Raw genomic sequence first — 23,193 nt, 5'->3', positions numbered from 1 at the left:
TTTCAGTTCCGCCGGCCTGCTCGCCGGCTACGGTAGGTGTCGAGCACCACGGCGATGACGATGACCGCCCCGGTGATGATGCGTTTGGTGGGTTCTGAGGCGCCGATCTGTGCAAGGCCTGCGGCCAGCACCGAGATGATCAACACACCGAAGAAAGTACTGATGACCGAGCCGCGCCCACCCATCAGGCTGGTGCCGCCGATCACCACGGCGGCGATCACCTGCAGTTCCAAGCCGGCGCCGGCATTGGGGTCGGCGGCTTCCAGGCGGGAAATCTGGAACAGCGCGGCCAAGCCTGCCAGCAGGCCCATCAGGGCAAACACCAGCACCTTGTAGGGGCGCGGATCGATGCCGGCCAGGCGCACGGCCTCTTCGTTGGTGCCGATGCCGATCAGGTGGCGGCCGAACACGGTGCGGGTCAGCACCAGCTGGGCGAGGATGATCACCAGCAAGGCAATGATGAAGGCCGGCGAGATACCGTAGGCGATCGGGTTGGAGAACCAGGCGTAGGCATCGCCGATGTAGGCGGTGCGCGAGTCGGTGAACTGGTAGGCCAAGCCGCGGGCCATTTCCAGCACGCCCAGCGAGACGATGAACGACGGGATGCGCCAGGCCACCGTGACTGCACCGGTGATGCTGCCGGCAAGTGCGGCGACAGCCATGCCGAGCAAGGCGGCCGGCAGCACGCTCCAACCCCAGCCGAGGATGGCCACGCTGACTGCCGATGCCGCCAGCGCCAGCACCGACCCCACAGACAGGTCGATGCCGCCGATGATCAGCACGAAGGTCATGCCCACGGCCAGCACCATCAGGTCGGGGATCTGGTTGGCGAGGGTGCTGAAGGTGGCGTACGACCAGAAGTGGCTGCTGAGCAACGAGAACAGCACGATCATGGCCAGCAAGGCGCCCGCCAGGCCCAGGTAGGTGCCGAGGCCGAAGTAGGTGCCGCTGCGGCGCGCGGGGGCGCCGGCCAGTGTGTCGAGAGGTGTGGTTTTCATGCATCCATCCTGGGCGCTGCGTCGTGCAGCAGGGCGTCACGTTTCTGGTAGCCGGCGAAAGCGGCGGCAAGGAGCTGGTCCTGGCTCCAGTGGTCGCGCTCGAAGGTGTCGATCAGGCGGCCGGCCGACAGCACGGCAATACGGTCGCAGATCAGCATCAGCTCGCGCAGGTCGCTGGACACCACCACCAGGGCCTTGCCCTGGCGTGCCAGCTCGGCCAGCAAGCCATAGATGTCGAACTTGGCGCCCACGTCGATGCCGCGGGTGGGTTCGTCGAACAGCAACACTTGGCAGTCACGCTCCAGCCAGCGGCCGATCACCACCTTTTGCTGGTTGCCACCGGACAGTTCGCCGACCGCCTGGGCGGCATTGGCGCTGCGAATGCGCATGGCATTGATCTGGCGCTCGGCCAGGGCCTTTTCGGCGTCGCCGTCGACCACCCCGGCGCGGGACAGCGCGGCGAGGTTGCCCAAGGCGATGTTGGCGCTGATCGATTGCGTCAGCAGCAGGCCTTCGCCCTTGCGGTCTTCGGTGATCAGGGCGATACCGGCCTTGACCGCCGCCTTGGGCGAGTCGATGTTCACCGCCGTGAGTGGCTGGCCGATTTCGATGCTGCCGCTGTCGGCGCGGTCGGCGCCGAAGATCAGGCGCAGCAGCTCGGTGCGCCCGGCACCAATCAGCCCGGAGATACCGAAGATCTCCCCTGCCCTGACCTGCAGCGACACGTCACGCACCTTGTCGCCGCGGCACAGCCGGTCGACCTTGAGCAACGGCGCGCCGATCTGCCGGCGGCCCAGGTCGATGTGTTCGCCCAGCTCGCGGCCGACCATCAGGTTGACCAGTTCGGCGCTGCTGTAGCGCTGGATCGGCTCGTCGCACACCAGCTTGCCGTCGCGCAGCACCACGATGCGCTGCGCCACACGCTGGAGTTCTTCAAGGCGGTGGGAGATGTAGACGATGGCCACGCCGCGCTGGCGCAGGCGCTCGATCTGGGTGAACAGCAGCTCCACCTCGCGGGCGGTGAGCATGGCGGTGGGTTCGTCGAAGATCAGCACATGGCAGTCGCCGATCAGGTTGCGGGCGATCTCCACCATCTGCTGGTGGCCGATGCCCAGTTCGCCCACCGGGGTGTCCGGGTCGATGGCGTCCAGACCAACCTGTGCCATGGCGGCCGTGGCCAGTTGGCGCAGGCGCTTCTGGCTGATCCAGCCGAAGCGGCTGGGCAGGTTGTCGAGGAACAGGTTTTCGGCCACGGTCAGGGTCGGCAGCAGGTTGAGCTCCTGCATGACCATGCGCACGCCAAGGCGCTCGGCGGCGCTACGGCTGCCAGGCGCATAGGCCTGGCCGCGGAAAGTCATGTGCCCGGTGGTGGGCGTTTCCAGGCCGCTGATGAGCTTGGACAGGGTGCTCTTGCCAGCGCCGTTCTCGCCGGTCAGGGCCAGCACTTCGCCGGCGCGCAGGGCCAGGCTGACGTCGCCCAGCACCGGTTGCGCGTAGCTCTTGCCCAGGCCGCTGGCAGCGAGCAGCACTTCATTGGCCGTTACAGGCATGGCCATGTCTCCTGGCCGTCAAGGCTTGGTGATGAGTTCGACCGGGGTCTGGATGACGTTGTCGGCGTCCACGTTCGGCTTCTGGCCCTGGAGCATCTGCAATGCCGCCTGAATGCCGTACACCGCCTGCTGGCTGGCCGCCTGGTCGAGGGTGGCAAGCACGCGGCCATCCTTGAGCATGGGCTTGATGGCGTTGATGTTGTCGTAGCCCACCACTTGCACCTGGCCGGTCTTGCCGGCGGCGCGCACGGCCGAGACAGCGCCCAGGGCCATGCTGTCGTTACCGGCCAGCAGCGCCTTGAGGTCGGGGTACTCGTTGAGCATGGCGGCGGCGACGGCGTTGCCTTTGTCGATTTCCCAGTTGCCCGATTGCACCGAGACGATCTTCATCTGCGCCGCCTCCATGGCGTCCTTGAAGCCGGCGGTACGCTGCTGGGCATTGGTGGTGGTCGGCACGCCTTCGATGATGCCGACCTGGTCACCGGCCTTGAGCTTTTCCTTGGCCAGGTAGTCACCCACCAGACGGGCGCCCTTGCGGTTGTCGGGGCCGACAAAGGGGACGCTGAGGTTCTTGCTCTTGAGTACGTCGGGGTCCAGGCGGTTGTCGATGTTGACCACCGTGATGCCGGCGTCCATGGCCTTCTTGATCACTGGCACCAGGGCTTTGGAGTCGGCCGGTGCGATGACCAGCGCCTTGGCGCCGGTGGCGATCATCTGTTCGACGATGCGGATCTGGTTGCCGGTGTCGGTCTCGTCCTTGATGCCATTGGCCACCAGGTCGAATTCGTTGGCGTGGTCTTTCTGGTAGGCCTTGGCGCCGTCTTCCATGGTGCGGAAGAATTCGTTGGCCAGCGACTTCATCACCAGGGCGACCTTGGGTTTGTCTTCGGCATGGGCGGCGGACAGAGGCAGGGCAAGCGACAGCGAGGAAATGACGGCGAGCGCCAGCAGACGACCGGGGAACGGCAGTTTCATGGGAGATGACTCCGAATCTTGTGGTTTTTATCGGATCGCAAACGTTTGCGTTGGCTAACTATGGAAACAGGATGAGGTTTTGTCAAATCCGTTTCGCTGCCGGGGGCTGCGTTGCTTCTGGCGCAGATTATCTTGGATTCTTCCGAAAAACCGAACAGGTTTTCCTATGTTTGTTCGGATTGCCGAATTCGAGGGGCCGCCTGCGCGCTCTTCAGGTCAAGCCCGGCCCACAGCCACAGCGGCATACAGGAAATTACAGCGCCCTACCAAGGATGGTACGAAAACTGCCTTGCACCCTGTGCGACACAGCAAAATCTCCTTTAGGAAGAGAGAACAATAATATGAATGCTGCACTGAAGACCTTCGCACCCAGCGCCCTGGCGTTGCTGCTTATCCTGCCAACCGCTGCTTCGGCGAAAGAAGCCCAAACCCAACAGAAGCTGGCCAACGTGGTCATCCTCGCAACCGGCGGCACCATTGCCGGCGCCGGTGCAAGTGCTGCCAACAGTGCCACGTACCAAGCGGCCAAGCTGGGCATCGACAAGTTGATCGCCGGCGTGCCGGAGCTTGCCGGCATTGCCAACGTGCGCGGCGAGCAAGTGATGCAGATCGCCTCCGAAAGCATCAGCAATGACGACCTGCTCAAGCTGGGCAAGCGCGTCGCCGAACTTGCCGAAAGCAAGGACGTCGACGGCATCGTCATCACCCACGGCACCGACACCCTGGAAGAAACCGCCTACTTCCTCAACCTGGTAGAGAAGACCGACAAGCCGATCGTGGTGGTGGGCTCCATGCGCCCGGGCACCGCCATGTCGGCCGATGGCATGCTCAACCTGTACAACGCCGTGGCCGTGGCCAGCGACAAGCAGTCCCGCGGCAAGGGCGTACTGGTGACCATGAACGACGAGATCCAGTCAGGCCGCGACGTGAGCAAGGCGGTCAACATCAAGACCGAAGCGTTCAAGAGCGCCTGGGGCCCGATGGGCATGGTGGTGGAAGGCAAATCGTACTGGTTCCGCCTGCCGGCCAAGCGTCACACCGTCAACTCGGAATTCGACATCAAGCAGATCAGCAGCCTGCCGCAGGTCGACATCGCCTACGGCTATGGCAACGTGACCGACACGGCCTACAAGGCACTGGCACAGAACGGCGCGAAAGCGCTGATTCATGCCGGTACCGGCAACGGTTCGGTGTCGTCGCGCGTGGTGCCGGCACTGCAGGAGCTGCGCAAGGATGGCGTGCAGATCATCCGCTCGTCGCACGTCAACCAGGGCGGTTTCGTGCTGCGCAACGCCGAGCAGCCGGATGACAAGAACGATTGGGTTGTGGCGCACGACCTGAACCCACAGAAGGCGCGGATCCTGGCCATGGTGGCAATGACCAAGACCCAGGACAGCAAAGAGCTGCAGCGGATTTTCTGGGAATACTGATTGCTGCATGACAAGGGGCTGGTGTGGTGGCTACACCGGCCCTTTTTCGCGGTTTAACTCGCCACGGATCGGCCACCCACAGCCCTCCGCTTTTTTACCTTACACGCAGTTGCGAAATACCTTACAGTGAAATACTGTACGCGCATACAGCAAAACAAGGAAAAGCCCCGTGGCCAGTACCGCCCCTGCAACGCCGAGCAGTTATGAACAACTGGGTACGCGTATCCAGAAAATCATCAACAGCCCCATCGCTCAACGTAGCCGCGCCGCCCTGATCTTCCGCCTGGAACAGGAGTCGCCCGACGACTGGGAAACCCTGCTCGAGGAGATCGCCGAGAACGACAACGTCACCCTCGCCCACCGCGACGATGGCGGTGTGCAGATTTTCTGGACGGTGCCGAAGGACGATTGACCGCGCAAGGGGCCTAGGCCAGTGCCTGCAGGTAGGCGCTGGCCTGCCGATAACGGGCCAGCCGTGCCAGGTCGGCCGGGCCTGGGCAGGCGATGCGTGAAAGGTCGCTATTGTCGGCCAGGTCGGCCATTTTGACGGTACGCGCCAGCGGGTCGCAGCCAAGGCGCACGACGAAATCCTCGTAGCTTTCGCCATCACGCCGGCTCAAGGCCAGCAAGGCGGCCAGGATCTTTAGCGTGAAGCCCTCGCGGGCAAGGTCGGAAAGTGTCAGCGGCGTGTCTTCGATCACGTCGTGAAGCACGGCGACGATGCGCTGTTCGGGCGTGGACACCTGCATCATCACCCGCAGGGGGTGCAGGATATACGCCGCACCGCCTTTGTCGTATTGCCCTTCATGCGCTCTGGTGGCTACCACGATGGCCCGCTCCAGTGTAGACATGAGGCCCTCCCCGTTTCAGCCGTCTCACAGAGCAAGCATAGACGGGTCGGGTTACAGATGACAGGCGTCTGTTCCGGCGCTTTCACAGCCAGCGGGAAAAGGCGGCTCGCCTCTATGCAGGCACCTCAGTGCATGGCATCGGCTGCGCCGGTGATCGCCGGCAAGCCGACTCCCACACTAGAGGCCATGCTACAAAGTCAGCGCTGCGCACCGTGCTGAATGACAACCGAATCCGTGCCCAGCTTGGCCATGACCTCTGCCTTGCGTGCCTCGGCCTCCTCCTTGGTAGGGAACGGCCCCAGCAGCACCACCGGCTTGCCATTGCGATATTCGACCGAGGACGGGATGCCCTTCTCGATCAGGCGGGCGGTCATGTCGCTCAATGCGCCCATGTTGGCGCCCTGGATCACCTCGACATCCCAGCCTTGGGGGGCTGGCTGGTCGGCCAGGGCCTCGGCGCGGCGCTGCAACTCGGCGCCGCCGCAGATTTCGCGGATGCGCAGGTTGTTGCCATTGTCGTCGACAATAATGTCGTACTGGCCACCCTCACCCTTGACGGCGACGTAGCTGCGGTAGGCTTCGTACTGCCCGGCATCGTCCTTGCCACGCACCTGACCGCAAATGGTGCCTTTGGTGTCGATCCGCACGTTGCCGAACTTGGCGGTCTTGGGGTTGTGCAGGTGCTCAGCCACCTGCTTGTGCACACCTTCGACCTCGTTCTCACAGCCCACCAGGGCCAGCACTGCCATTACCACTGCCAGTTTGCGCACGCGTGTACCTCCCGTTTCGAAGCGGCGGATTCTAGCATGGCGGCCCATGGCCCGGACCGCGACCATACGTTACACCTTGCTACATACCGGCCACCCACCGGACGCGCACAATGCAAAAAGGGCGACCCTTTCGGATCGCCCTCTCTGATGTTTGGTAGGCACAATTGGACTCGAACCAACGACCCCCACCATGTCAAGGTGGTGCTCTAACCAACTGAGCTATGTGCCTGTCGTGTGGTGCGCATATTAGTCACCGCATGCGTACCTGTAAAGCGTTTTTTTCAAAAAAATCAAAAACTTTCAGAAGCCTGCCCCACCTGTGGCGCGCGGCCTTCTTTAGAAGCCACAAACAAAAAAAGCGACCCTTTCGGATCGCCCTTTCTGAGATTTGGTAGGCACAATTGGACTCGAACCAACGACCCCCACCATGTCAAGGTGGTGCTCTAACCAACTGAGCTATGTGCCTGTCGTGTGGTGCGCATTCTACGCAATCCAAAACCGCTGTCAACACTTTTTTTCGAGCTAACCTACTGAATCTTAACCTCTTTATAGAGAAGCGCCGGCCAAGGAGCAGTAAAGGATTTTCAACGGACGACTAGCGGGTGTTTATTATTATTGATAGCATCGGTACATTCGTTAAAAATATAAAACACGAGGTTTCTCGAGCATGGCCAATACCCCCTACCCCCAGTCCTACTACGCCGCCTCGGCCAACCCGGTGCCGCCACGTCCGGCGCTGCAGGGTGAGGTGGAAACCGATGTGTGCATCATCGGTGCAGGCTACACCGGCCTGTCCAGCGCCCTGTTCCTGCTGGAAAACGGCTTCAAGGTGAGCATCGTCGAAGCGGCCAAGGTCGGCTTCGGCGCATCGGGCCGCAACGGCGGCCAGATCGTCAACAGCTACAGCCGTGACATCGACGTCATCGAACGCACAGTCGGCCCCAAGCAGGCACAGCTGCTGGGCCACATGGCCTTCGAAGGCGGCCGCATCATCCGTGAGCGTGTAGCCAAGTACAACATCCAGTGCGACCTGAAGGATGGCGGCGTATTCGCTGCGCTGACCTCCAAGCAGATGGGCCACCTGGAATCGCAAAAGCGCCTGTGGGAACGTTTCGGCCACAATCAGCTGGAGCTGATGGACCAGAAGCGCATCCGTGAAGTGGTCGCCTGCGACAGCTATATCGGCGGCATGCTGGACATGAGCGGCGGCCACATCCACCCGCTGAACCTAGCCCTGGGCGAAGCTGCCGCGGTCGAGTCGCTGGGCGGCATCATTTATGAGCAGACCCCGGCCATCCGCATCGAGCGTGGCGCCAACCCGGTTGTGCACACCCCGCAGGGCAAGGTGCGCGCCAAGTTCATCATCGTCGCCGGCAACGCCTACCTGGGCAACCTGGTGCCGGAACTGGCGGCCAAATCGATGCCATGCGGGACTCAAGTGATCACCACCGAGCCCTTGGGCGAGGAACTGGCCCGCACCCTGCTGCCGCAAGACTACTGCGTCGAGGACTGCAACTACCTGCTCGACTACTACCGCCTGACCAGCGACAAGCGCCTGATCTTCGGCGGTGGTGTGGTTTACGGTGCACGCGACCCGGCCAACATCGAAGCGATCATCCGCCCGAAGATGCTCAAGGCCTTCCCGCAGCTCAAGAACGTCAAGATCGACTACGCCTGGACCGGCAACTTCCTGCTGACCCTGTCACGTCTGCCACAGGTTGGCCGTATCGGCGACAACATCTATTACTCGCAGGGTTGCTCGGGCCACGGCGTCACCTACACCCACCTGGCGGGCAAGGTGCTGGCCGAGGCATTGCGCGGCCAGGCCGAGCGCTTCGACGCGTTCGCCGGCCTGCCGCACTACCCGTTCCCGGGTGGCCAGATGCTGCGCGTACCGTTCAGCGCCCTGGGTGCGTGGTACTACAGCTTGCGCGACCGTCTGGGCTTCTGATGATGTTGCCAGCACTGGCCTGATCGCCTGCTTGCCGCGGATCAGGCCAGTACGGGTGGCTTACCTTTCCAGGCTGTCCACGGCCTGCTTAGCCGCCAATTCCTGGCCCGCACGGGCCAACTCGTCGGCAGCCTGCAGCCAGCGCTGCCGGTCCACCTGGGCCGGCAGTTGCCGTGGCGGCTGTACCAGTATCGCCCAGCTCCCCTCTTGCGCCCACGCCGAGGTGAAATCATCGAAGGGCATCATCTGCCGCCGGTGCATCCCTGAACGCAGCAGCACCCGCTGCTTGTAACGGTCAAAACCGATCAGCACCGCATAGCGCGGCTCGCTCCACCACGCCGAACCTTCCTGAAAACGCACCAGCACCGGGTTGCCTGCAGCGACTTGGGTCAACAGGGCGTCCAGCTGTTTGTCCAGCGGGTATACGACCCTGCCGTAATCGCGCGCCACGCGCGGGATGCCGGTGCCCAGCGACTCGGCGCCCTGCGGCAGGTTCAGTGGCTTGTCCAGCAGCCCTGGGGTGATCGGCGCGCCCTGCTGCGAGAGCAACGCCGCCAGCGCCATGGCCCCACTGTGGTTGGCGTTGCCTCGGTAGAACGGCACGCTGCTGATCTCGACCCGCTGCGCAACGCCCTTGACGGCGGCCGGTGGCGCGCTGGCACAGCCTGAGAGGCTCGCGGCCAGCAGGCAGGCCACCATCAGGCGGCGCGGCTCGAAAACCCGGGACTTGAAGGAAATTTGCACCATGGACACTCGCTTGTTCTGGCGCCAGGCTGGCAACGCCCGGCCTTGACCCACGATCATAGGGCGCCAGGCGACGTGGGTATAGCCCGGTGCGGGCTTGGAACCAAACGAACCAAGCAATAGACCTTCGATAGATGGAACGTCACGCGGGGGGAGCTAGACTAAGCAATATCTGGAGGGTGAGCCGAAAGCTGGCCCAAGAGAAGGAGGTAGACATGAGCCTGACCATGGCAATCCTCATGCTGGTAGGTATGTGGCTTAGCGTCGCTGCCGCCATGCTCTGGGGTGTACTACGCATCGTGCGGCGTCATGCACAGCACCATCACCACCTGCCACCGCAGGTTCCGGCCAAGCAGCAGCCGGTCAATCGGGTGCGCCGTCACGCGCAGGCGCATTGATCTTCGCAATTTCCGAGGCCCAATCGCCGGCTTGCCGGCGATTGGGCTGCATAGCAGCCCTGCTAACGCTAACTGACCGGTATTAACCTGCAGGCCTCTTTTTTGATCGCAAGCGCTCTAAATGCACTGCCCCTAAACCACATCCTCGAACGGCAACCCCACATAGTTCTCGGCAATGTTCACCAGCCCCGCAGGTGAGGACAGGAAATACTCACGGTCCGCCTCCTGCATCTTCTGCTCCCAGGCATCCTTGTGCTCACCAAAGTCATGGAGCAACTGGGTCATGAACCAGCTGAAGCGCTCGCCTTTCCACACGCGGCGCAGCGCCAAGGGCGAGTACTGCTGCAGCAGGTCGGTGCGCCCTTCGCGGTAGACCTTGACCAGGATGCGGTACAGATAATTCACGTCCGAAGCCGCCAGGTTGAGGCCTTTGGCCCCGGTGGGCGGGACGATGTGTGCGGCGTCACCGACCAGGAACAGGTGCCCATATTGCATGGGTTCGACCACTAGGCTGCGCAAGGGAGCAATGCTCTTTTCCAGCGCCGGGCCGGTGACCAGGCGCGCTGCCACGTCTTCAGGCAAACGGGCCTTGAGTTCGGTCCAGAAACGCTCGTCGGACCAGTCCTCCACGCGTTCATCCAGCGGTACTTGCAGGTAGTAGCGGCTGCGTGTCTGCGAACGCTGACTGCACAGCGAAAAGCCACGCTCGTGATGGGCGTAGATCAGTTCGTGGTTCACTGGCGGCGTATCGGACAGCATTCCTAGCCAGCCGAACGGGTAAACACATTCGTAGTGTTTGAGTACACCTTCGGGGATGCTCTGGCGGGAAACACCATGGAAGCCGTCGCAGCCGGCGATGTAGTCGCAGTCCAGGCGATGGGTCTGGCCGTCCTTCTCGTAGGTTACGTACGGCCGTTCGCCCTTGAGCTCGTGGGGCCGGACATTGCTGGCCGAATAGATGATCGGCGCACCGCTGGCTTCGCGCGCCTGCATCAGGTCTCGAGTCACTTCGGTCTGGCCATAGACCATGACCGTCTTGCCTCCGGTCAGGCCCTTGAGGTCCAGGCGTTGGCGGCGGCCACTTACAAGCAGCTCGACACCTTCGTGCACCAACCCTTCGCGGTCCATGCGCTCGGCAACACCTGCCTCACGCAGCAGGTCGACGGTACCCTGTTCGAGCACACCGGCACGGATGCGGCCAAGTACATAGTCAGGCGTCTGACGTTCAAGAATGACGGTGTCGATCCCGGCCTTGTACAACAGTTGACCAAGCAGAAGCCCAGACGGACCTGCACCGATGATTGCAACCTGAGTTTTCATTGTTGTTCTCTCGTGTTATTAGATTTCTAGCTGCATTTTTACGGGCAGCACAGGCGCAATAGCTGTGCTATCCGATGCAAAACCTGCACTTTTATAAAAAGCGTTCGATTAACGGACAGGCCAGCCGCTCATGAAATCGTCACTCCCCGGCGTCCCGCTGTTTCAGCTGTATGGCGAAAACCAGGCATGGCCCGGTACGGACCTGCTGCATTGCGAGTCGATCCCGGCCCGCAGCCGCCTGCACCACTGGGAAATCAAACCGCACCAGCACGCCGAACTGTTTCAGTTGCTGTATGTGCAACGTGGCCAGGCTCAGGTAGAGATCGAGGGCGTGCGCAGTGCCATTGGCGAAGCGGCAATCCAGGTGGTGCCACCGCTGACCGTGCACGGTTTTCGCTTCAGTGCCGATATCCAGGGGCATGTGCTGACCTTCGGCACCGCGCTGGTAGCCAACCTCGAGCAACGCCTGGGTGCACCGCTGGGGGTGCTGGCCAAGCCTGCCTGTTACCCGTTGGGCAAGGACCGTGTGCATCTGCGCAGCCTGATCGACACGCTGCAGCAGGAGTACCAGGGCCATGCTCCGGCACGCGCGCCCCTGCTCGAAGCCCTGGTGACCGCACTGATGGTGTGGATCAGCCGTCGCCAGCAACTGGGCCAGGCGCCGCGCAACCGCGACGAACGTGACCGTCAGTTGCTGGGGCAATACCTGCGCCTGGTCGAAGCGCACTACCGTGAGCACCTGTCGGTGGAGGACTTTGCCGCGCGGCTGAAGATCCCGAGCCTGCAGCTCAACCAGCTGTGCCGGGCATTGAGCGGGCAGAGCGCACTGCAACTGGTGCACCAGCGGCTGCTGCTGGAGGCACAGCGAAACCTGATCTACACACGCATGAGCATCGGGCAGTTGTCGGACAGCCTGGGGTTCAGTGATCCGACCTACTTTGCACGGTTCTTCAAGCGCTTGAGTGGGCAGACACCCAATGGTTATCGTCGCTCGGTGCAGCCTGATTGATTGGCAATGCCTGTACTGGACAGCAAAGAGCGACACACCCGCAACACCCTGCTTGACGTATACGTCAACCTGCATTCAGGATACCGCCATACTCCACGCCGAGCCCACGCATGAGCAGCCAGACCTACAGCATTTCCGACCTGTCCCGCGAGCTGGACATCACCACCCGCGCCATCCGCTTCTATGAGGAACAGGGCCTGCTCAGCCCCGAGCGCCGTGGCCTGGAACGCATCTATTCGGCACGCGACAAGGTCAGCCTGAAGCTGATACTGCGTGGCAAGCGCATCGGTTTCTCGCTGGCCGAATGCCGTGAACTGATCGAGCTCTACGACCCCAGCAGCGGTAACCTCAAGCAACTCAACAGCATGCTGGCAAAGATCGCCGAGCGCCGCGCCCAGCTTGAGCAACAGATGCTCGATATTCACCAGATGCAACTGGAGCTGGACACCGCCCAGGAACGTTGCGAACAGGCCCTGGCTGCAACATTGAACAATAACGACAACCGCTGACCCGCCACAGGAACCCCACCATGCCTTTGCCCGAAAAAGTCCGCCTGGTCGAAGTCGGCCCTCGCGACGGCCTGCAGAACGAAGCCCAGCCCATCAGTGTCGCGGACAAGGTGCGCCTGGTCGACGACCTTACCGACGCCGGGCTGGCCTACATTGAAGTCGGCAGTTTCGTTTCGCCCAAATGGGTGCCGCAGATGGCCGGCTCTGCCGACGTGTTTGCCGCTATCGAGCAACGCGCGGGTGTTACCTATGCGGCCCTGGCGCCCAACCTGCGGGGTTTCGAAGACGCCCTGGCGGCCGGGGTGAAGGAAGTGGCAGTGTTCGCCGCCGCCTCCGAAGCGTTCTCCCAGCGCAACATCAATTGTTCGATCAGTGAGAGCCTCCAGCGTTTCGAGCCGATCATGCAGGCGGCGCGCAGCCACGGTGTGCGGGTGCGCGGTTACGTTTCCTGCGTGCTCGGCTGCCCGTATGAAGGCAGGGTCAGTGCCGAACAGGTCGCCCCTGTGGCCAAGGCCCTGCATGACATGGGCTGCTACGAAGTCTCTCTGGGCGACACCATCGGTACTGGCACCGCAGGCGATACCCGCAGGCTGTTCGAGGTAGTCTCGGCGCACGTGCCGCGCGAGCAACTGGCCGGCCACTTCCACGATACCTACGGCCAGGCGCTGGCCAACGTGTATGCCAGCCTGCTCGAAGGCATCAGTGTGTTCGACAGCTCGGTGGCCGGCCTTGGGGGTTGCCCCTATGCCAAGGGCGCAACGGGCAATATCGCCAGCGAGGATGTGGTGTACCTGCTGCAAGGGCTTGGGATTGAAACCGGCATCGACCTGGGCCGCTTGATCGCCGCCGGGCAGCGGATCAGCAAGGTGCTGGGCCGGGCCAACGGCTCTCGTGTGGCGCGGGCACGCAGCGCACAGTGATTCACACGGTTGTCACGTATGTGTGGGTGAGTGTTACCGCCCCCACAGCCGTCAGCAAAAAATCGGGTAACAGGGAAACAATTCGACAGAATTTCACGGCACCCAAATCATGCGAATCAGGCCAAACCATTGATTTTCAAGGGTTTTAAAAAGTTGGCACGACACCTGCTATATCTTTGGTACAACAACAACAAAAAATGCGATACCCAATAAAAACAACATGTAACGGCTCTGACATAACAAGAACAACACGGCAGAGGCGCAGCAAGCAGATTTTTTTGGAGTAGACACGCTTTTCAGGGGTTCGCCCCGCGGTCTGGCACAGAACAATAAAACTACCTCAAGGTAGCGGCAGTCAGCATCGGATCCCCAGGATGAAAGCAGGTCAGCGCTCAAAAAAATACGTTTGCTCTTGACCCCGGTTGGGGGTCACCCGCAACACCAAGGCAGGCCTACAAAAACAACAAAAGGCCGGCCTCAATAATAAGAAAAGAGCAGGCAACAACGCTTTGAGGGGAGCTTCGGCTCCCCTCAGTGCTTCCTGCCCTCCTCCTGCTGTTTCTCCTCGTCCTGCCCCTCGACCTTCTCCACCACTATCGGCATCGTGGCCAGCACCAGCAGCGCAAGCACTGTGCTGATCAGCGCCGTCGCCTCACGCCCCATGCCTGCAGCGGTACCGATTGCCGCCGTCATCCACAGGCCGGCGGCCGTGGTCAGGCCTTTGACGTGGCTGGTATCGCGGCCATTACCTTTGAGGATGGTGCCGGCACCGAGGAAACCGATACCGGCGACGATACCCTGGATCACCCGGCTCAAGGCCTGCTCGTCGGCACCGGCCATGCTTGGCGCCAGCACGAATAATGCAGCGCCCATCGACACCAGCATATGTGTACGCACACCAGCGGACTTGCCTTTGTGCTCACGCTCGAAGCCCAGAATGGCACCCAGAATGGCTGCCATCAGCAGGCGCAGGATGATCCGGGTGACTTCGCGCACTTCGGTGATGTCGGCGAATTCTGCTTGAATGGTTTGCCAGATGAGGTCCATGGGTCGTTACTCAGACGCAAGCTGTGTGCTGCCCCTACCTTCCATTCACGAGCAATGCAGGCGAAAAGGCCGGCAGGGGCGCCTTTGTGGGTTGACCCGTGTACACCCGATAAAGTGCCGTGCAGCAGCTTGATGCAGCAACCTGCTACCGCTCGCGGTCACACCTGTAACCGCAACCCGGAGGACCATCCCATGCCCGTCGAAATCGAAGAAAGCACCCGCCGCTGCACCCTCATAGGCGAAGACCTGCGCATCGAAGGCGATGGCCCGGACATCGAGATCGTTACAGATGAGCAGTTGCACATGTCTGTGGCACTGCTCGCAGGCCAGCGTGTCCCGATCACCGAAGCCGAAGCCGACGCGCTGACCGTCGCCGGTGCCGTGGACAGCCGAAAGCATTTGAAGGCGAGCGTTCCTGGCTCGGTAATCTAGCGCGGCAGAAGCACTGCCCGGCAACTGATCCGGTTTTTGGTGCATGGCCTGAGCCTGTACTGAAAACCGCTTCGGGGCCATAGTGTGGGTGAATTGCCTGTTCACCCTGCTTGCCGAGCCCTCATGAAACGCTACGAACGATTTGCCGATGACATTGCCGAACTGATCCGCTCCGGCGTGCTCGGCCCCGGCCAGCGCGTGCCTTCGGTGCGCTACGCCAGTCAGACGCACGGGGTCAGCCCGTCGACCGTGTTCCAGGCTTACTACCTGCTTGAACGCCGCGGGCTGATCCGCGCACGGCCGCGTTCAGGCTATTTCGTCACTGCCCATGCACCGCGTCAGTTCAGCGAGCCACAGCCAATGGAGCCGTTGAGCGAATCGACTGACGTGGATGTCAGCGCCTTGGTGTTCTCGATACTCGAGTCGATCAAGGACCCGAACACCGTGCCGTTCGGGTCGGCATTCCCCAGCCCGGAACTGTTCCCGCTGCAGCGCCTGTCGCGCTCGCTGGCCAGCGCCAGCCGGGCCATGGACCCGCGCATGGTGGTCACCGACCTGTCACCGGGCAACCCGCAACTGCGCCGGCAGATCGCCCTGCGCTACATGGTCGGCGGGCTGATGCTGCCCATGGAGGAATTGCTGATCACCAACGGCGCGCTGGAAGCACTGAACCTGTGCCTGCAGGCGGTCACCGAGCCGGGTGACCTGGTGGCGGTCGAAGCACCGGCCTTCTACGCCTGCCTCCAGGTGCTGGAACGGCTCAAGCTCAAGGCAGTGGAGATACCCGTGCAGCCGCGCGAAGGCATGGACCTGGCCGCGCTCGCCCAGACCTTGGAAAAGCACCCGGTCAAAGCCGTGTGGTGCATGACCAACTTCCAGAACCCGGTGGGCGCGAGCATGCCCGAGGCGAAGAAACAGGCATTGGTGGCGTTGCTACAGCGCCATCAGGTGCCGCTGATCGAGGACGACGTCTACGCCGAGCTGTATTACTCGCAGCAGGCGCCCAAGCCCGCCAAGGCCTTCGACACGCAAGGCCTGGTGATGCACTGCGGCTCGTTCGCCAAGAGCCTGGCGCCCGGTTACCGCATTGGCTGGGTAGCCGCCGGGCGCTTTGCCCAGAAGATCGAACGGCTCAAGCTGATGACCTCGCTGTGCGCCTCGATGCCGGCCCAGGCCGCCATTGCCGACTACCTGGAACACGGCGGGTATGACCGCCACTTGCGCAAACTGCGCTATGCCCTGGAGGGCCAGCAAGCCAACATGCTCGCCGCCATCTCGCGGTATTTTCCGCCGCAGACGCGAGTCAGCCAGCCTTCTGGCGGCTACTTTCTGTGGCTGGAACTGCCCGAACGGATAGATGCACTGAAGCTGTTCCACATGGCCTTGGCCCAAGGCATCAGCATCGCTCCGGGGCCTATATTTTCGCCCACCCGCCGCTTTGGCAACTGCATCCGCCTGAACTACGGCACCCCTTGGGGCGACACCGCCGAACGGGCCATGGAAACCCTGGGCCGCATCATCCGCTCATTCTGACGGCAAACTGCCCACTCGTGCGCAATCTGGCGAGATGGCGGCTAGGCGTACCAGAGCCGTCGCGTTAAAGTCTGGCCACGCACCGCTGCCGGACGTCGCCAATGCCTCTGAACGAGATGCTCGCCCTGCGCGAGGAAATCGCAACCCTGCGCCGCCGTAACGCGCAGCTTGAAGCCGAACTGCAGCAACACCCGCATCTGGGCCTCAATGTCTACCGCTTTCTGTTCGAGAGCATGGATGAAGGCTTCTGCATCATCGAATTCATTGACGGCCCGCATGGCCCGCTGAGTGATTTCGTGCACGTGCTCGTCAACCCGGCCTATGCCAGGCATGCCGGCATCGCTGACGTGACCGGCCAGAAAATGCGCGACATATTGCCTGATGAAGCCGACGCCTGGGTTGCCCGCTACGGTCCAGTGCTGCATACAGGCACCCCCCTGCAATTCGAGCAGGAATTGCGAGCCAGCGGCCGCGTTTTGTCAGTGAGCAGCTTTCGCGTCGAGCCGGCGCAGCGCCGGCAGGTTGCGGTTCTGTTCAAGGATGTCACCGAGCGACGCAAGACCGAGCAGGCCCTCGAGCAGCTCAATGCGCACCTGGAGCAAAGGGTCAGCGAAGCCCTGGCACAGCGCAGCCTGTTCGCAGAGCTTATCGACCAGAGCGCAGCCAACGTGCATGTGCTCGATAGCGGCATGCACTGGCTGGCCGTCAATCGCAAGGCCAGGGAGGACTTCCGGTTCCTGTATGGTCAGACACCGGTAGTCGGCGCCTGCATGCCCCCCCTGATGGGTGACAATGCCGCAGACCGGGATGCGATCCTGCCCTTGTGGCGACGGGCACTGCAGGGCGAGCAGTTCACCGCAACCGGTGCATTCGGCCAGCCGCCGGACCAGCGCCATTATGAACTGCGCTTCAATGCCCTGCGCGATGCTGCAGGTACCCCGATGGGTGCTTACCTGTTCGCCTACGACATCAGCGAGCGGGTACAGCAGCAGCAACGCCTTGCCAACGCAGAGCAGGCCCTGCGTCAGGCGCAAAAAATGGAGGCCGTCGGGCAGCTTAGCGGCGGCATCGCACATGACTTCAACAACTTGCTGGGCAGCATCCTCAATACCCAGGAACTGATCCAGCTGCGCCTGCGACAACAGCGCTATACCGGGCTTGAAAACTTACTCGAACTGTCCAACAGTACGGCCAAACGCGCCTCGTCGCTGGTGCACCGACTGCTGGCATTTTCGCGCCAGCAAACCCTGCAACCACGTTCCACCGAGGTGGCGGCGCTGCTGGGCGACATGCAAGAGCTGGTGCGCCGAACGATCGGCCCTTCCATTTCCCTGCACAGCCGGTTCGCGCCTGAACTCTGGCCAACCTTTATCGACCCGCCACAATTGGAAAGCGCATTGCTCAACCTGTGCATCAATGCCCGCGACGCGCTGCCTGACGGTGGTGTCATCAGCATTCATGGCGACAATGTGGCGCTCGACAGCGATCAGGCACGCCCTTTAGGGTTGCCCTGCGGCGACTACGTGCGCCTCAGCGTTGTCGACAACGGCTGCGGTATGAGCGAGGAAGTGGTTGCACGCGCCTTCGACCCGTTCTTCTCCACTAAACCCATCGGCCGGGGCACCGGCCTTGGGTTGTCGATGACCTACGGTTTCGTGCGCCAGTCTGGCGGGCAGTTACGCTTGCTTTCTCAACCCGGCAAGGGCACACGCGTTGAACTGTACCTTCCGCGCCATCACGCACAGCCCGTGCAGCAGGCCCTGCCCTCCAAGACCGGCTCACTGGATAGGCACCGTGCGGGCGGGCAGCGCATCGTGCTGGTGGAAGACCAGCTAGCTCTGCGCTTGGTGATCCGCGAGGTGCTGGAAGAACAGGGTTATCAGGTCGAAGCCTTCGAGACTGGCGCTGCCGCCCTGGCACACTTGCAACGCAGCGAGCGGCCGGACCTGCTGTTAAGCGACATCGGCCTGCCCGACGGCCCCAACGGTCGCCAGGTGGCTGAGCGCTACCGGCAACAGTATCCCGGCCTTGAACTGCTGTTCATCACCGGCTATGACAACAGTGTGGCGCTGGGAGACGATCAGTTGCTGCAAGGCAGCCATGTACTGGGCAAACCGTTCGAGCTGGATGCGCTGGCCGAGTGCGTCTATCAACTGCTGGCGGCCAGGCAGCCGTGAGCGGTGGCGCTCAGCGCCCGCCGCCCAGGTCGAGAAAACTGCCAATGGAATAGGACGCCTTGTCCGACAGCAGCCAGAGAATCGCCTCGGCCACTTCTTCCGGGCGGCCGCCACGCCCCATGGGCAAGCCAGGCTCGAGCTTGGCGACACGGTCGGGGTCGCCGGACAGGGCGTGGAAGGCGGTATGAATGTAGCCTGGGCGCACGCCATTGACCCGCACCCCCTCACCTGCCACCTCCTTGGCCAAGCCGATGGTGAAGGTATCGAGGGCACCTTTGGAGGCGGCGTAGTCGACGTATTCGTTGGGTGAGCCCAGGCGCGCAGCGACCGATGACACATTGACGATGGCCCCGCCTTGGCCGCCGTGGCGGCGTGCCATGCGCAGCAATGCGTGCTTGGCGCAAAGCATCGGCCCGACCACATTGGTTTTCATCACCTTGAGCAGGCGGAACTCCGACATGCCTTCGACACGGCTTTGCTGGCCGATGGTGCCGGCGTTGTTCACCAGTGCGGTGACGGGGCCTAGCTCTTCATCGACGCGATGAAACAGCTGGATCACCTCGTCCTCGACACTGGCGTCTGCACGCACACAGATGGCCTGGGCGCCGAGTGCGCGCACCTGGGCAAGAATGCCTTGCGCGGCCTGGTCATCGGCGTGGTAGTTGATGCAGATGCGGTAACCCTCGCGGGCGGCCTGCATGGCGGTGGCGGCGCCGATGCCACGGCTGGCGCCGGTGATGACAATGACTTTCTCCATGGCCCTGCCAAATCGCTTGGAAAGATAGCGTCGACAATAGGGGAAAAGCCAGCCGCTGGGAATGACCCAGCACAACAGGTCAGGCGATATCAGCCCGCGCTCAGGGCTCGAACCCTTCCACGATGATCACCTCTGCCTTGGCCACCCCTTGGCGATGGGTGCACGCTTGCTGATACAACTCGGATCGATAGCAGGCCAGCGCCTGCTCGTAGGTCTGGAACTCGATCACCACACTGCGCTGGGGGGTTGGCCGCCCTTCCAGCGCCTCGCTGCGCCCGCCCCGGGCGAGGAACCGCCCGCCGAATGCGGCAAAGGCGGCGGGCGCACGTTGGGTGTACTGCTGATACTGCTCCGGGTCGGTCACGTCCACGTGGGCAATCCAATACGCTTTCATCCGCTACTCTCCTGTTGCAAAACTATTTGTGTATGATGGTATACCATAATAATCACCCATTCACAGTGAGCGTGCAGCATGGCTTTCAACACGATCGAAGAACTCCTCGAGGACTACCGCCAAGGCAAGATGGTGCTGCTGGTTGACGACGAGGATCGGGAGAACGAAGGCGACCTGCTGATCGCCGCCGAGCGCTGCGACGCTCAGGCCATCAACTTCATGGCCCGCGAAGCGCGGGGCCTGATCTGCCTGACACTGACCGACGAGCATTGTCAGCGCTTGGGGCTTGAGCAGATGGTACCGGCCAACGGCAGTGCGTTCAGCACCGCCTTCACCGTATCGATCGAGGCCGCTACGGGGGTTACCACGGGTATTTCTGCGGCCGACCGGGCACGCACCGTGGCTGCAGCCATGGCCGCCGATGCCCGCCCGGAGCATTTGGTGCAGCCCGGCCACATCTTCCCGCTACGCGCCCGCGAAGGCGGTGTGCTGAACCGCGCCGGCCATACCGAAGCGGGTTGCGACCTGGCACGCCTGGCCGGTTTTGCTCCGGCGTCGGTGATCGTGGAGGTGCTCAACGACGACGGCACCATGGCCCGTCGACCGGACCTGGAAGTGTTCGCCGCCCGGCACGGCATCAAGATCGGCACCATCGCCGACCTGATCCACTACCGCCTGAGCACCGAGCAGACCATCAAGCGCATCGGTGAACGCGAACTGCCGACCGTGCACGGCACCTTCCGCCTGGTCACCTATGAAGACCGTATCGAAGGCGGTGTGCACATGGCCATGGTGATGGGCGATATCCGCCGCGAACAGCCGACCTTGGTGCGCGTGCATGTGATCGACCCGCTGCGCGACCTGGTCGGTGCCGAATATGCCGGGCCGGCCAACTGGACCTTGTGGGCTGCGCTGCAGAAGGTCGCTGAGGAAGGTGCCGGGGTGGTGGTGATCCTGGCCAACCATGAATCGTCGCAGGCGCTGCTTGAGCGCATACCGCAACTGACCCAGCCGTTGCGCCCCTACCAGCGTGGGCAATCGAAGGTGTACTCGGAAGTCGGCACCGGCGCGCAGATTCTCCAGGACCTGGGCGTTGGCAAGCTGTGCCACCTGGGCCCACCGCTCAAGTATGCGGGCTTGGCCGGGTATGAGCTGGAAGTGGTGCAGAGCATACCTTTCGAGCCCCAGGGCTGAAAGCTGCAAGTTGAAGCGGATCTGCGGCGCAACGCGATCTGCTTTGACTTGAAGCTCGCAGCTTGAGGCTTGCAGCTTCGAGGCGAGAAAGAGTGATGGCCGGTAGCCTCCCGCTCTTGCCAAAATCTTGGAATACCATAATATGATATCCCGTAGACCTTAAAATCACAGGCCGCCACCTACACTCACCAAACGGCCACCGACACATTGTTTTAGCTGCTCCCCGAATACTGTTGGCGGGCGCACTACCAGCCCGCCTCGAATAACAAAAAGCAACGAGGGCGTAACCATGCTGTTGAGCAAACGTGTAACCGCAGTGCTGTCCGCCAGCCTGCTGACCCTGGCATGTCAGGCCACCCAGGCCGCCGACAGCCTCAACTTCGTCAGCTGGGGCGGTACCACCCAGGACGCCCAGAAAGAAGCATGGGCCGTACCTTTCAGCAAATCGACCAACATCAAAGTGGTGCAGGACGGCCCGACCGACTACGGCAAGCTCAAGGCCATGGTCGAGAGCGGCAACGTGCAGTGGGACGTGGTCGACGTGGAAGCCGACTTTGCCCTGCGGGCCGCCAGCGAAGGCCTGCTCGAACCCCTCGATTTCAACACCATCGCGCGCGACAAGATCGACCCACGCTTCGTCTCCGACCATGGCGTCGGTTCGTTCTTCTTCTCGTTCGTGCTCGGCTACAACGAAGGCAAGCTCGGCGCCAACAAGCCGGTGGACTGGACCGCGCTGTTCGACACCAAGACCTACCCCGGCAAACGCGCCCTGTACAAGTGGCCGAGCCCCGGCGTACTGGAACTGGCCCTGCTGGCCGACGGCGTGCCAGCCGACAAGCTCTACCCGCTGGACCTGGACCGCGCCTTCAAGAAACTCGACACCATCAAGAAAGACATCGTCTGGTGGGGCGGTGGTGCCCAGTCGCAGCAGCTGCTGGCCTCCGGTGAAGCCTCGCTCGGCCAGTTCTGGAACGGCCGCGTCTACGCCCTGCAGCAAGATGGAGCGCCGGTGGGCGTGAGCTGGAAGCAGAACCTGGTCATGGCCGATTTCCTGGTCATCCCCAAGGGCGCCAAGAACAAGGACGCGGCCATGAAGTTCCTGGCCCAGGCCAGCAGCGCCGAAGGCCAGGCCGAGTTCGCCAACAAGACCGCCTACGCGCCGGTGAACCTGGACAGCGTGGCCAAACTCGACAAAGACCTCGCGCAGAACCTGCCGACCGCCTACGCCCAGGACCAGGTCACCCTGGACTTCGCCTACTGGGCCAAGAACGGCCAGGCCATCGCCGCGCGCTGGAATGAGTGGTTGGTGAAATGAAAGTCGCCATCAATGCCCTGCAAAACGCGCAAGGTGCCCCCACGGGCACCGGCGCTCCGGGGACGGCCCCACGCCGCATGAGCCTCGGCCAGCGCTGGAAGGGCAGCCGCAACCTGTTGCCCGCCCTGCTGTTCCTTGGCCTGTTCTTCTTCGCCCCGCTGATCGGCCTGTTGCTGCGCGGCGTGTTGGAGCCGGTGCCGGGGCTGGGCAACTACGAGCAGCTGTTCGCCAACTCGGCGTATGCGCGGGTACTGTTCAACACCTTTTCGGTGGCCGGCGTCGTCACCCTGATCAGCGTGTTGCTGGGCTTCCCGCTGGCCTGGGCAATCACCCTGGTGCCCAACGGCTGGGGCCGCTGGTTGCTGAACATCGTGCTGTTGTCGATGTGGACCAGCCTGCTGGCGCGTACCTATTCGTGGCTGGTGCTGCTGCAGGGTTCGGGGGTGATCAACAAGGCGTTGATGGCGCTGGGCATCATCGATGCCCCGCTGGAAATGGTGCACAACCTGACCGGCGTGGTGATCGGCATGAGCTACATCATGATCCCGTTCATCGTGCTGCCGCTGCAGGCGACCATGCACGCCATCGACCCGATGGTCCTGCAGGCCGGCTCCATCTGCGGCGCAAGCCCCTGGACCAACTTCTGGAAGGTGTTCCTGCCACTGTGCCGCTCGGGGCTGTTCTCCGGTGCGCTGATGGTGTTCGTCATGTCGCTGGGCTACTACGTCACCCCGGCCCTGCTTGGTGGCGCGCAAAACATGATGCTGCCCGAATTCATCATCCAGCAGGTGCAATCGTTCCTTAACTGGGGCCTGGCCAGCGCTGCCGCCGCACTGCTGGTGGTCATCACCCTGGTGCTCTTCTACCTGTACCTGAAGCTGCAACCGGAATCACCGGTCGGCAACGCGAGGTAAACCGC

General features: G+C 62.5%; 23 protein-coding genes and 2 tRNA genes. 13 read left to right on the top strand and 12 right to left on the bottom strand.

The genetic code is table 11. The features are described from left to right. Positions 1-2: 2 nt before the first annotated feature. From JOE27_RS01235 to JOE27_RS01225, 3 genes are read right to left on the bottom strand one after another with little or no spacing between them, the layout of a single operon-like run. Complete coding sequence (locus JOE27_RS01235; protein WP_204917618.1) at positions 3-998, bottom strand: ABC transporter permease; 996 nt, start codon at positions 996-998, stop codon at positions 3-5. Further along, positions 995-2,548, bottom strand: coding sequence for a sugar ABC transporter ATP-binding protein (locus JOE27_RS01230; protein ID WP_204917616.1), 1,554 nt, complete (start codon positions 2,546-2,548; stop codon positions 995-997). The genes JOE27_RS01235 and JOE27_RS01230 overlap by 4 nt, the downstream gene beginning before the upstream one ends. Before the next feature lie 18 nt (positions 2,549-2,566). Continuing rightward, a complete protein-coding gene (locus tag JOE27_RS01225; RefSeq protein WP_046787181.1) occupies positions 2,567-3,523 on the bottom strand; it encodes a sugar ABC transporter substrate-binding protein in 957 nt (318 codons plus the stop codon). A 341-nt stretch (positions 3,524-3,864) separates the two neighbouring features. Here JOE27_RS01225 and JOE27_RS01220 point away from each other — a divergent pair, with 341 nt between their 5' ends. Then, positions 3,865-4,953 carry an asparaginase gene (locus JOE27_RS01220; RefSeq protein ID WP_046787182.1) on the top strand — a complete coding sequence of 363 codons (1,089 nt, stop codon included), beginning with the start codon at positions 3,865-3,867 and terminating at the stop codon, positions 4,951-4,953. A 169-nt stretch (positions 4,954-5,122) separates the two neighbouring features. Next, on the top strand, positions 5,123-5,365 hold the full coding sequence (locus JOE27_RS01215) for a DUF1654 domain-containing protein (protein ID WP_039602925.1): 243 nt from the start codon (positions 5,123-5,125) through the stop codon (positions 5,363-5,365). 13 nt (positions 5,366-5,378) lie between these two features. On the opposite strand, the gene JOE27_RS01210 is transcribed toward JOE27_RS01215, so the two are convergent. The 4 genes from JOE27_RS01210 to JOE27_RS01195 form a co-directional block, all read right to left on the bottom strand. Further along, the gene (locus JOE27_RS01210; protein WP_046787183.1) at positions 5,379-5,804 is read right to left on the bottom strand and encodes a bifunctional (p)ppGpp synthetase/guanosine-3',5'-bis(diphosphate) 3'-pyrophosphohydrolase; all 426 of its coding nucleotides are present in this window, start codon (positions 5,802-5,804) and stop codon (positions 5,379-5,381) included. A gap of 197 nt (positions 5,805-6,001) precedes the next feature. After that, positions 6,002-6,574 carry an SPOR domain-containing protein gene (locus JOE27_RS01205; protein ID WP_046787184.1) on the bottom strand — a complete coding sequence of 191 codons (573 nt, stop codon included), beginning with the start codon at positions 6,572-6,574 and terminating at the stop codon, positions 6,002-6,004. 152 nt (positions 6,575-6,726) lie between these two features. After that, positions 6,727-6,803 (bottom strand) — tRNA-Val (locus JOE27_RS01200). Positions 6,804-6,963: 160 nt separating this feature from the next. Continuing rightward, a tRNA-Val gene (locus tag JOE27_RS01195) sits at positions 6,964-7,040 on the bottom strand. A gap of 201 nt (positions 7,041-7,241) precedes the next feature. Here JOE27_RS01195 and JOE27_RS01190 point away from each other — a divergent pair. Next, complete coding sequence (locus tag JOE27_RS01190; RefSeq protein ID WP_012313845.1) at positions 7,242-8,525, top strand: FAD-binding oxidoreductase; 1,284 nt, start codon at positions 7,242-7,244, stop codon at positions 8,523-8,525. Between the two features lie 60 nt (positions 8,526-8,585). On the opposite strand, the gene JOE27_RS01185 is transcribed toward JOE27_RS01190, so the two are convergent. Continuing rightward, the gene (locus JOE27_RS01185) at positions 8,586-9,329 is read right to left on the bottom strand and encodes a peptidase C39 family protein (RefSeq protein ID WP_046787185.1); all 744 of its coding nucleotides are present in this window, start codon (positions 9,327-9,329) and stop codon (positions 8,586-8,588) included. A 155-nt stretch (positions 9,330-9,484) separates the two neighbouring features. On the opposite strand from JOE27_RS01185, the gene JOE27_RS01180 reads away from it, so the two are divergent. Continuing rightward, entirely contained in the window at positions 9,485-9,667 is a 183-nt protein-coding gene (locus tag JOE27_RS01180) for a hypothetical protein (protein WP_039604431.1), read from the top strand. A 132-nt stretch (positions 9,668-9,799) separates the two neighbouring features. Here JOE27_RS01180 and pobA read toward each other — a convergent pair whose 3' ends face one another. After that, a complete protein-coding gene (pobA, locus tag JOE27_RS01175; RefSeq protein WP_115275257.1) occupies positions 9,800-10,987 on the bottom strand; it encodes a 4-hydroxybenzoate 3-monooxygenase in 1,188 nt (395 codons plus the stop codon). A gap of 130 nt (positions 10,988-11,117) precedes the next feature. On the opposite strand from pobA, the gene JOE27_RS01170 reads away from it, so the two are divergent. From JOE27_RS01170 to JOE27_RS01160, 3 genes are all read left to right on the top strand, one after another. Continuing rightward, positions 11,118-11,996: a helix-turn-helix domain-containing protein gene (locus JOE27_RS01170; protein ID WP_125923285.1), complete on the top strand. Its 879-nt coding sequence runs from the start codon at positions 11,118-11,120 to the stop codon at positions 11,994-11,996. Positions 11,997-12,106: 110 nt separating this feature from the next. After that, complete coding sequence (locus JOE27_RS01165; RefSeq protein WP_046787188.1) at positions 12,107-12,505, top strand: MerR family DNA-binding transcriptional regulator; 399 nt, start codon at positions 12,107-12,109, stop codon at positions 12,503-12,505. A 20-nt stretch (positions 12,506-12,525) separates the two neighbouring features. After that, complete coding sequence (locus JOE27_RS01160) at positions 12,526-13,425, top strand: hydroxymethylglutaryl-CoA lyase (RefSeq protein WP_174141666.1); 900 nt, start codon at positions 12,526-12,528, stop codon at positions 13,423-13,425. Positions 13,426-13,956: 531 nt separating this feature from the next. Here JOE27_RS01160 and JOE27_RS01155 read toward each other — a convergent pair. Continuing rightward, a complete protein-coding gene (locus tag JOE27_RS01155; protein WP_174141665.1) occupies positions 13,957-14,472 on the bottom strand; it encodes an MgtC/SapB family protein in 516 nt (171 codons plus the stop codon). 192 nt (positions 14,473-14,664) lie between these two features. Between JOE27_RS01155 and JOE27_RS01150 the strand changes: the two genes are divergently transcribed. From JOE27_RS01150 to JOE27_RS01140, 3 genes are all read left to right on the top strand, one after another. Continuing rightward, complete coding sequence (locus tag JOE27_RS01150; protein WP_046787191.1) at positions 14,665-14,904, top strand: DUF3203 family protein; 240 nt, start codon at positions 14,665-14,667, stop codon at positions 14,902-14,904. A 123-nt stretch (positions 14,905-15,027) separates the two neighbouring features. Then, positions 15,028-16,437 carry a GntR family transcriptional regulator MpaR gene (gene mapR / locus JOE27_RS01145; RefSeq protein WP_115275260.1) on the top strand — a complete coding sequence of 470 codons (1,410 nt, stop codon included), beginning with the start codon at positions 15,028-15,030 and terminating at the stop codon, positions 16,435-16,437. Positions 16,438-16,538: 101 nt separating this feature from the next. After that, positions 16,539-18,614, top strand: a complete 2,076-nt coding sequence (locus JOE27_RS01140; protein ID WP_204917614.1) for a PAS domain-containing protein — start codon at positions 16,539-16,541, stop codon at positions 18,612-18,614. 10 nt (positions 18,615-18,624) lie between these two features. Here JOE27_RS01140 and JOE27_RS01135 read toward each other — a convergent pair whose 3' ends face one another. After that, positions 18,625-19,371, bottom strand: a complete 747-nt coding sequence (locus tag JOE27_RS01135; RefSeq protein ID WP_204917611.1) for an SDR family oxidoreductase — start codon at positions 19,369-19,371, stop codon at positions 18,625-18,627. A 100-nt stretch (positions 19,372-19,471) separates the two neighbouring features. After that, positions 19,472-19,765, bottom strand: coding sequence for a DUF1330 domain-containing protein (locus JOE27_RS01130; protein WP_119688674.1), 294 nt, complete (start codon positions 19,763-19,765; stop codon positions 19,472-19,474). A gap of 78 nt (positions 19,766-19,843) precedes the next feature. Here JOE27_RS01130 and ribBA point away from each other — a divergent pair, with 78 nt between their 5' ends. From ribBA to JOE27_RS01115, 3 genes are all read left to right on the top strand, one after another. Further along, positions 19,844-20,959, top strand: coding sequence for a bifunctional 3,4-dihydroxy-2-butanone-4-phosphate synthase/GTP cyclohydrolase II (gene ribBA / locus JOE27_RS01125; RefSeq protein ID WP_119688673.1), 1,116 nt, complete (start codon positions 19,844-19,846; stop codon positions 20,957-20,959). A gap of 289 nt (positions 20,960-21,248) precedes the next feature. Beyond that, positions 21,249-22,274: an ABC transporter substrate-binding protein gene (locus tag JOE27_RS01120; RefSeq protein ID WP_046787197.1), complete on the top strand. Its 1,026-nt coding sequence runs from the start codon at positions 21,249-21,251 to the stop codon at positions 22,272-22,274. After that, entirely contained in the window at positions 22,271-23,188 is a 918-nt protein-coding gene (locus tag JOE27_RS01115) for an ABC transporter permease (RefSeq protein ID WP_115275265.1), read from the top strand. The genes JOE27_RS01120 and JOE27_RS01115 overlap by 4 nt, the downstream gene beginning before the upstream one ends. The last annotated feature ends 5 nt before the right edge of the window (positions 23,189-23,193 follow it).

The organism is Pseudomonas sp. M5 (genome assembly GCF_016907075.1).
GTDB lineage: Bacteria > Pseudomonadota > Gammaproteobacteria > Pseudomonadales > Pseudomonadaceae > Aquipseudomonas > Aquipseudomonas putida_E.
Note: the sequence above shows the minus strand (reverse complement) of the source record. Positions and strands in the feature narration are given on the sequence as shown.

What these genes read in the sequence shown, in the direction of transcription:
- JOE27_RS01230 (WP_204917616.1), bottom strand. Translation starts at nt 2,548, where the DNA reads ATGCCTGTAACGGCCAATGAAGTGCTGCTCGCTGCCAGCGGCCTGGGC.
- JOE27_RS01155 (WP_174141665.1), bottom strand. Translation starts at nt 14,472, where the DNA reads ATGGACCTCATCTGGCAAACCATTCAAGCAGAATTCGCCGACATCACC.
- mapR (WP_115275260.1), top strand. Translation starts at nt 15,028, where the DNA reads ATGAAACGCTACGAACGATTTGCCGATGACATTGCCGAACTGATCCGC.
- JOE27_RS01225 (WP_046787181.1), bottom strand. Translation starts at nt 3,523, where the DNA reads ATGAAACTGCCGTTCCCCGGTCGTCTGCTGGCGCTCGCCGTCATTTCC.
- JOE27_RS01180 (WP_039604431.1), top strand. Translation starts at nt 9,485, where the DNA reads ATGAGCCTGACCATGGCAATCCTCATGCTGGTAGGTATGTGGCTTAGC.
- JOE27_RS01150 (WP_046787191.1), top strand. Translation starts at nt 14,665, where the DNA reads ATGCCCGTCGAAATCGAAGAAAGCACCCGCCGCTGCACCCTCATAGGC.
- JOE27_RS01210 (WP_046787183.1), bottom strand. Translation starts at nt 5,804, where the DNA reads ATGTCTACACTGGAGCGGGCCATCGTGGTAGCCACCAGAGCGCATGAA.
- JOE27_RS01120 (WP_046787197.1), top strand. Translation starts at nt 21,249, where the DNA reads ATGCTGTTGAGCAAACGTGTAACCGCAGTGCTGTCCGCCAGCCTGCTG.
- JOE27_RS01190 (WP_012313845.1), top strand. Translation starts at nt 7,242, where the DNA reads ATGGCCAATACCCCCTACCCCCAGTCCTACTACGCCGCCTCGGCCAAC.
- JOE27_RS01140 (WP_204917614.1), top strand. Translation starts at nt 16,539, where the DNA reads ATGCCTCTGAACGAGATGCTCGCCCTGCGCGAGGAAATCGCAACCCTG.
- JOE27_RS01135 (WP_204917611.1), bottom strand. Translation starts at nt 19,371, where the DNA reads ATGGAGAAAGTCATTGTCATCACCGGCGCCAGCCGTGGCATCGGCGCC.
- JOE27_RS01160 (WP_174141666.1), top strand. Translation starts at nt 12,526, where the DNA reads ATGCCTTTGCCCGAAAAAGTCCGCCTGGTCGAAGTCGGCCCTCGCGAC.
- pobA (WP_115275257.1), bottom strand. Translation starts at nt 10,987, where the DNA reads ATGAAAACTCAGGTTGCAATCATCGGTGCAGGTCCGTCTGGGCTTCTG.
- JOE27_RS01185 (WP_046787185.1), bottom strand. Translation starts at nt 9,329, where the DNA reads ATGATCGTGGGTCAAGGCCGGGCGTTGCCAGCCTGGCGCCAGAACAAG.
- ribBA (WP_119688673.1), top strand. Translation starts at nt 19,844, where the DNA reads ATGGCTTTCAACACGATCGAAGAACTCCTCGAGGACTACCGCCAAGGC.
- JOE27_RS01220 (WP_046787182.1), top strand. Translation starts at nt 3,865, where the DNA reads ATGAATGCTGCACTGAAGACCTTCGCACCCAGCGCCCTGGCGTTGCTG.
- JOE27_RS01115 (WP_115275265.1), top strand. Translation starts at nt 22,271, where the DNA reads ATGAAAGTCGCCATCAATGCCCTGCAAAACGCGCAAGGTGCCCCCACG.
- JOE27_RS01130 (WP_119688674.1), bottom strand. Translation starts at nt 19,765, where the DNA reads ATGAAAGCGTATTGGATTGCCCACGTGGACGTGACCGACCCGGAGCAG.
- JOE27_RS01235 (WP_204917618.1), bottom strand. Translation starts at nt 998, where the DNA reads ATGAAAACCACACCTCTCGACACACTGGCCGGCGCCCCCGCGCGCCGC.
- JOE27_RS01170 (WP_125923285.1), top strand. Translation starts at nt 11,118, where the DNA reads ATGAAATCGTCACTCCCCGGCGTCCCGCTGTTTCAGCTGTATGGCGAA.
- JOE27_RS01165 (WP_046787188.1), top strand. Translation starts at nt 12,107, where the DNA reads ATGAGCAGCCAGACCTACAGCATTTCCGACCTGTCCCGCGAGCTGGAC.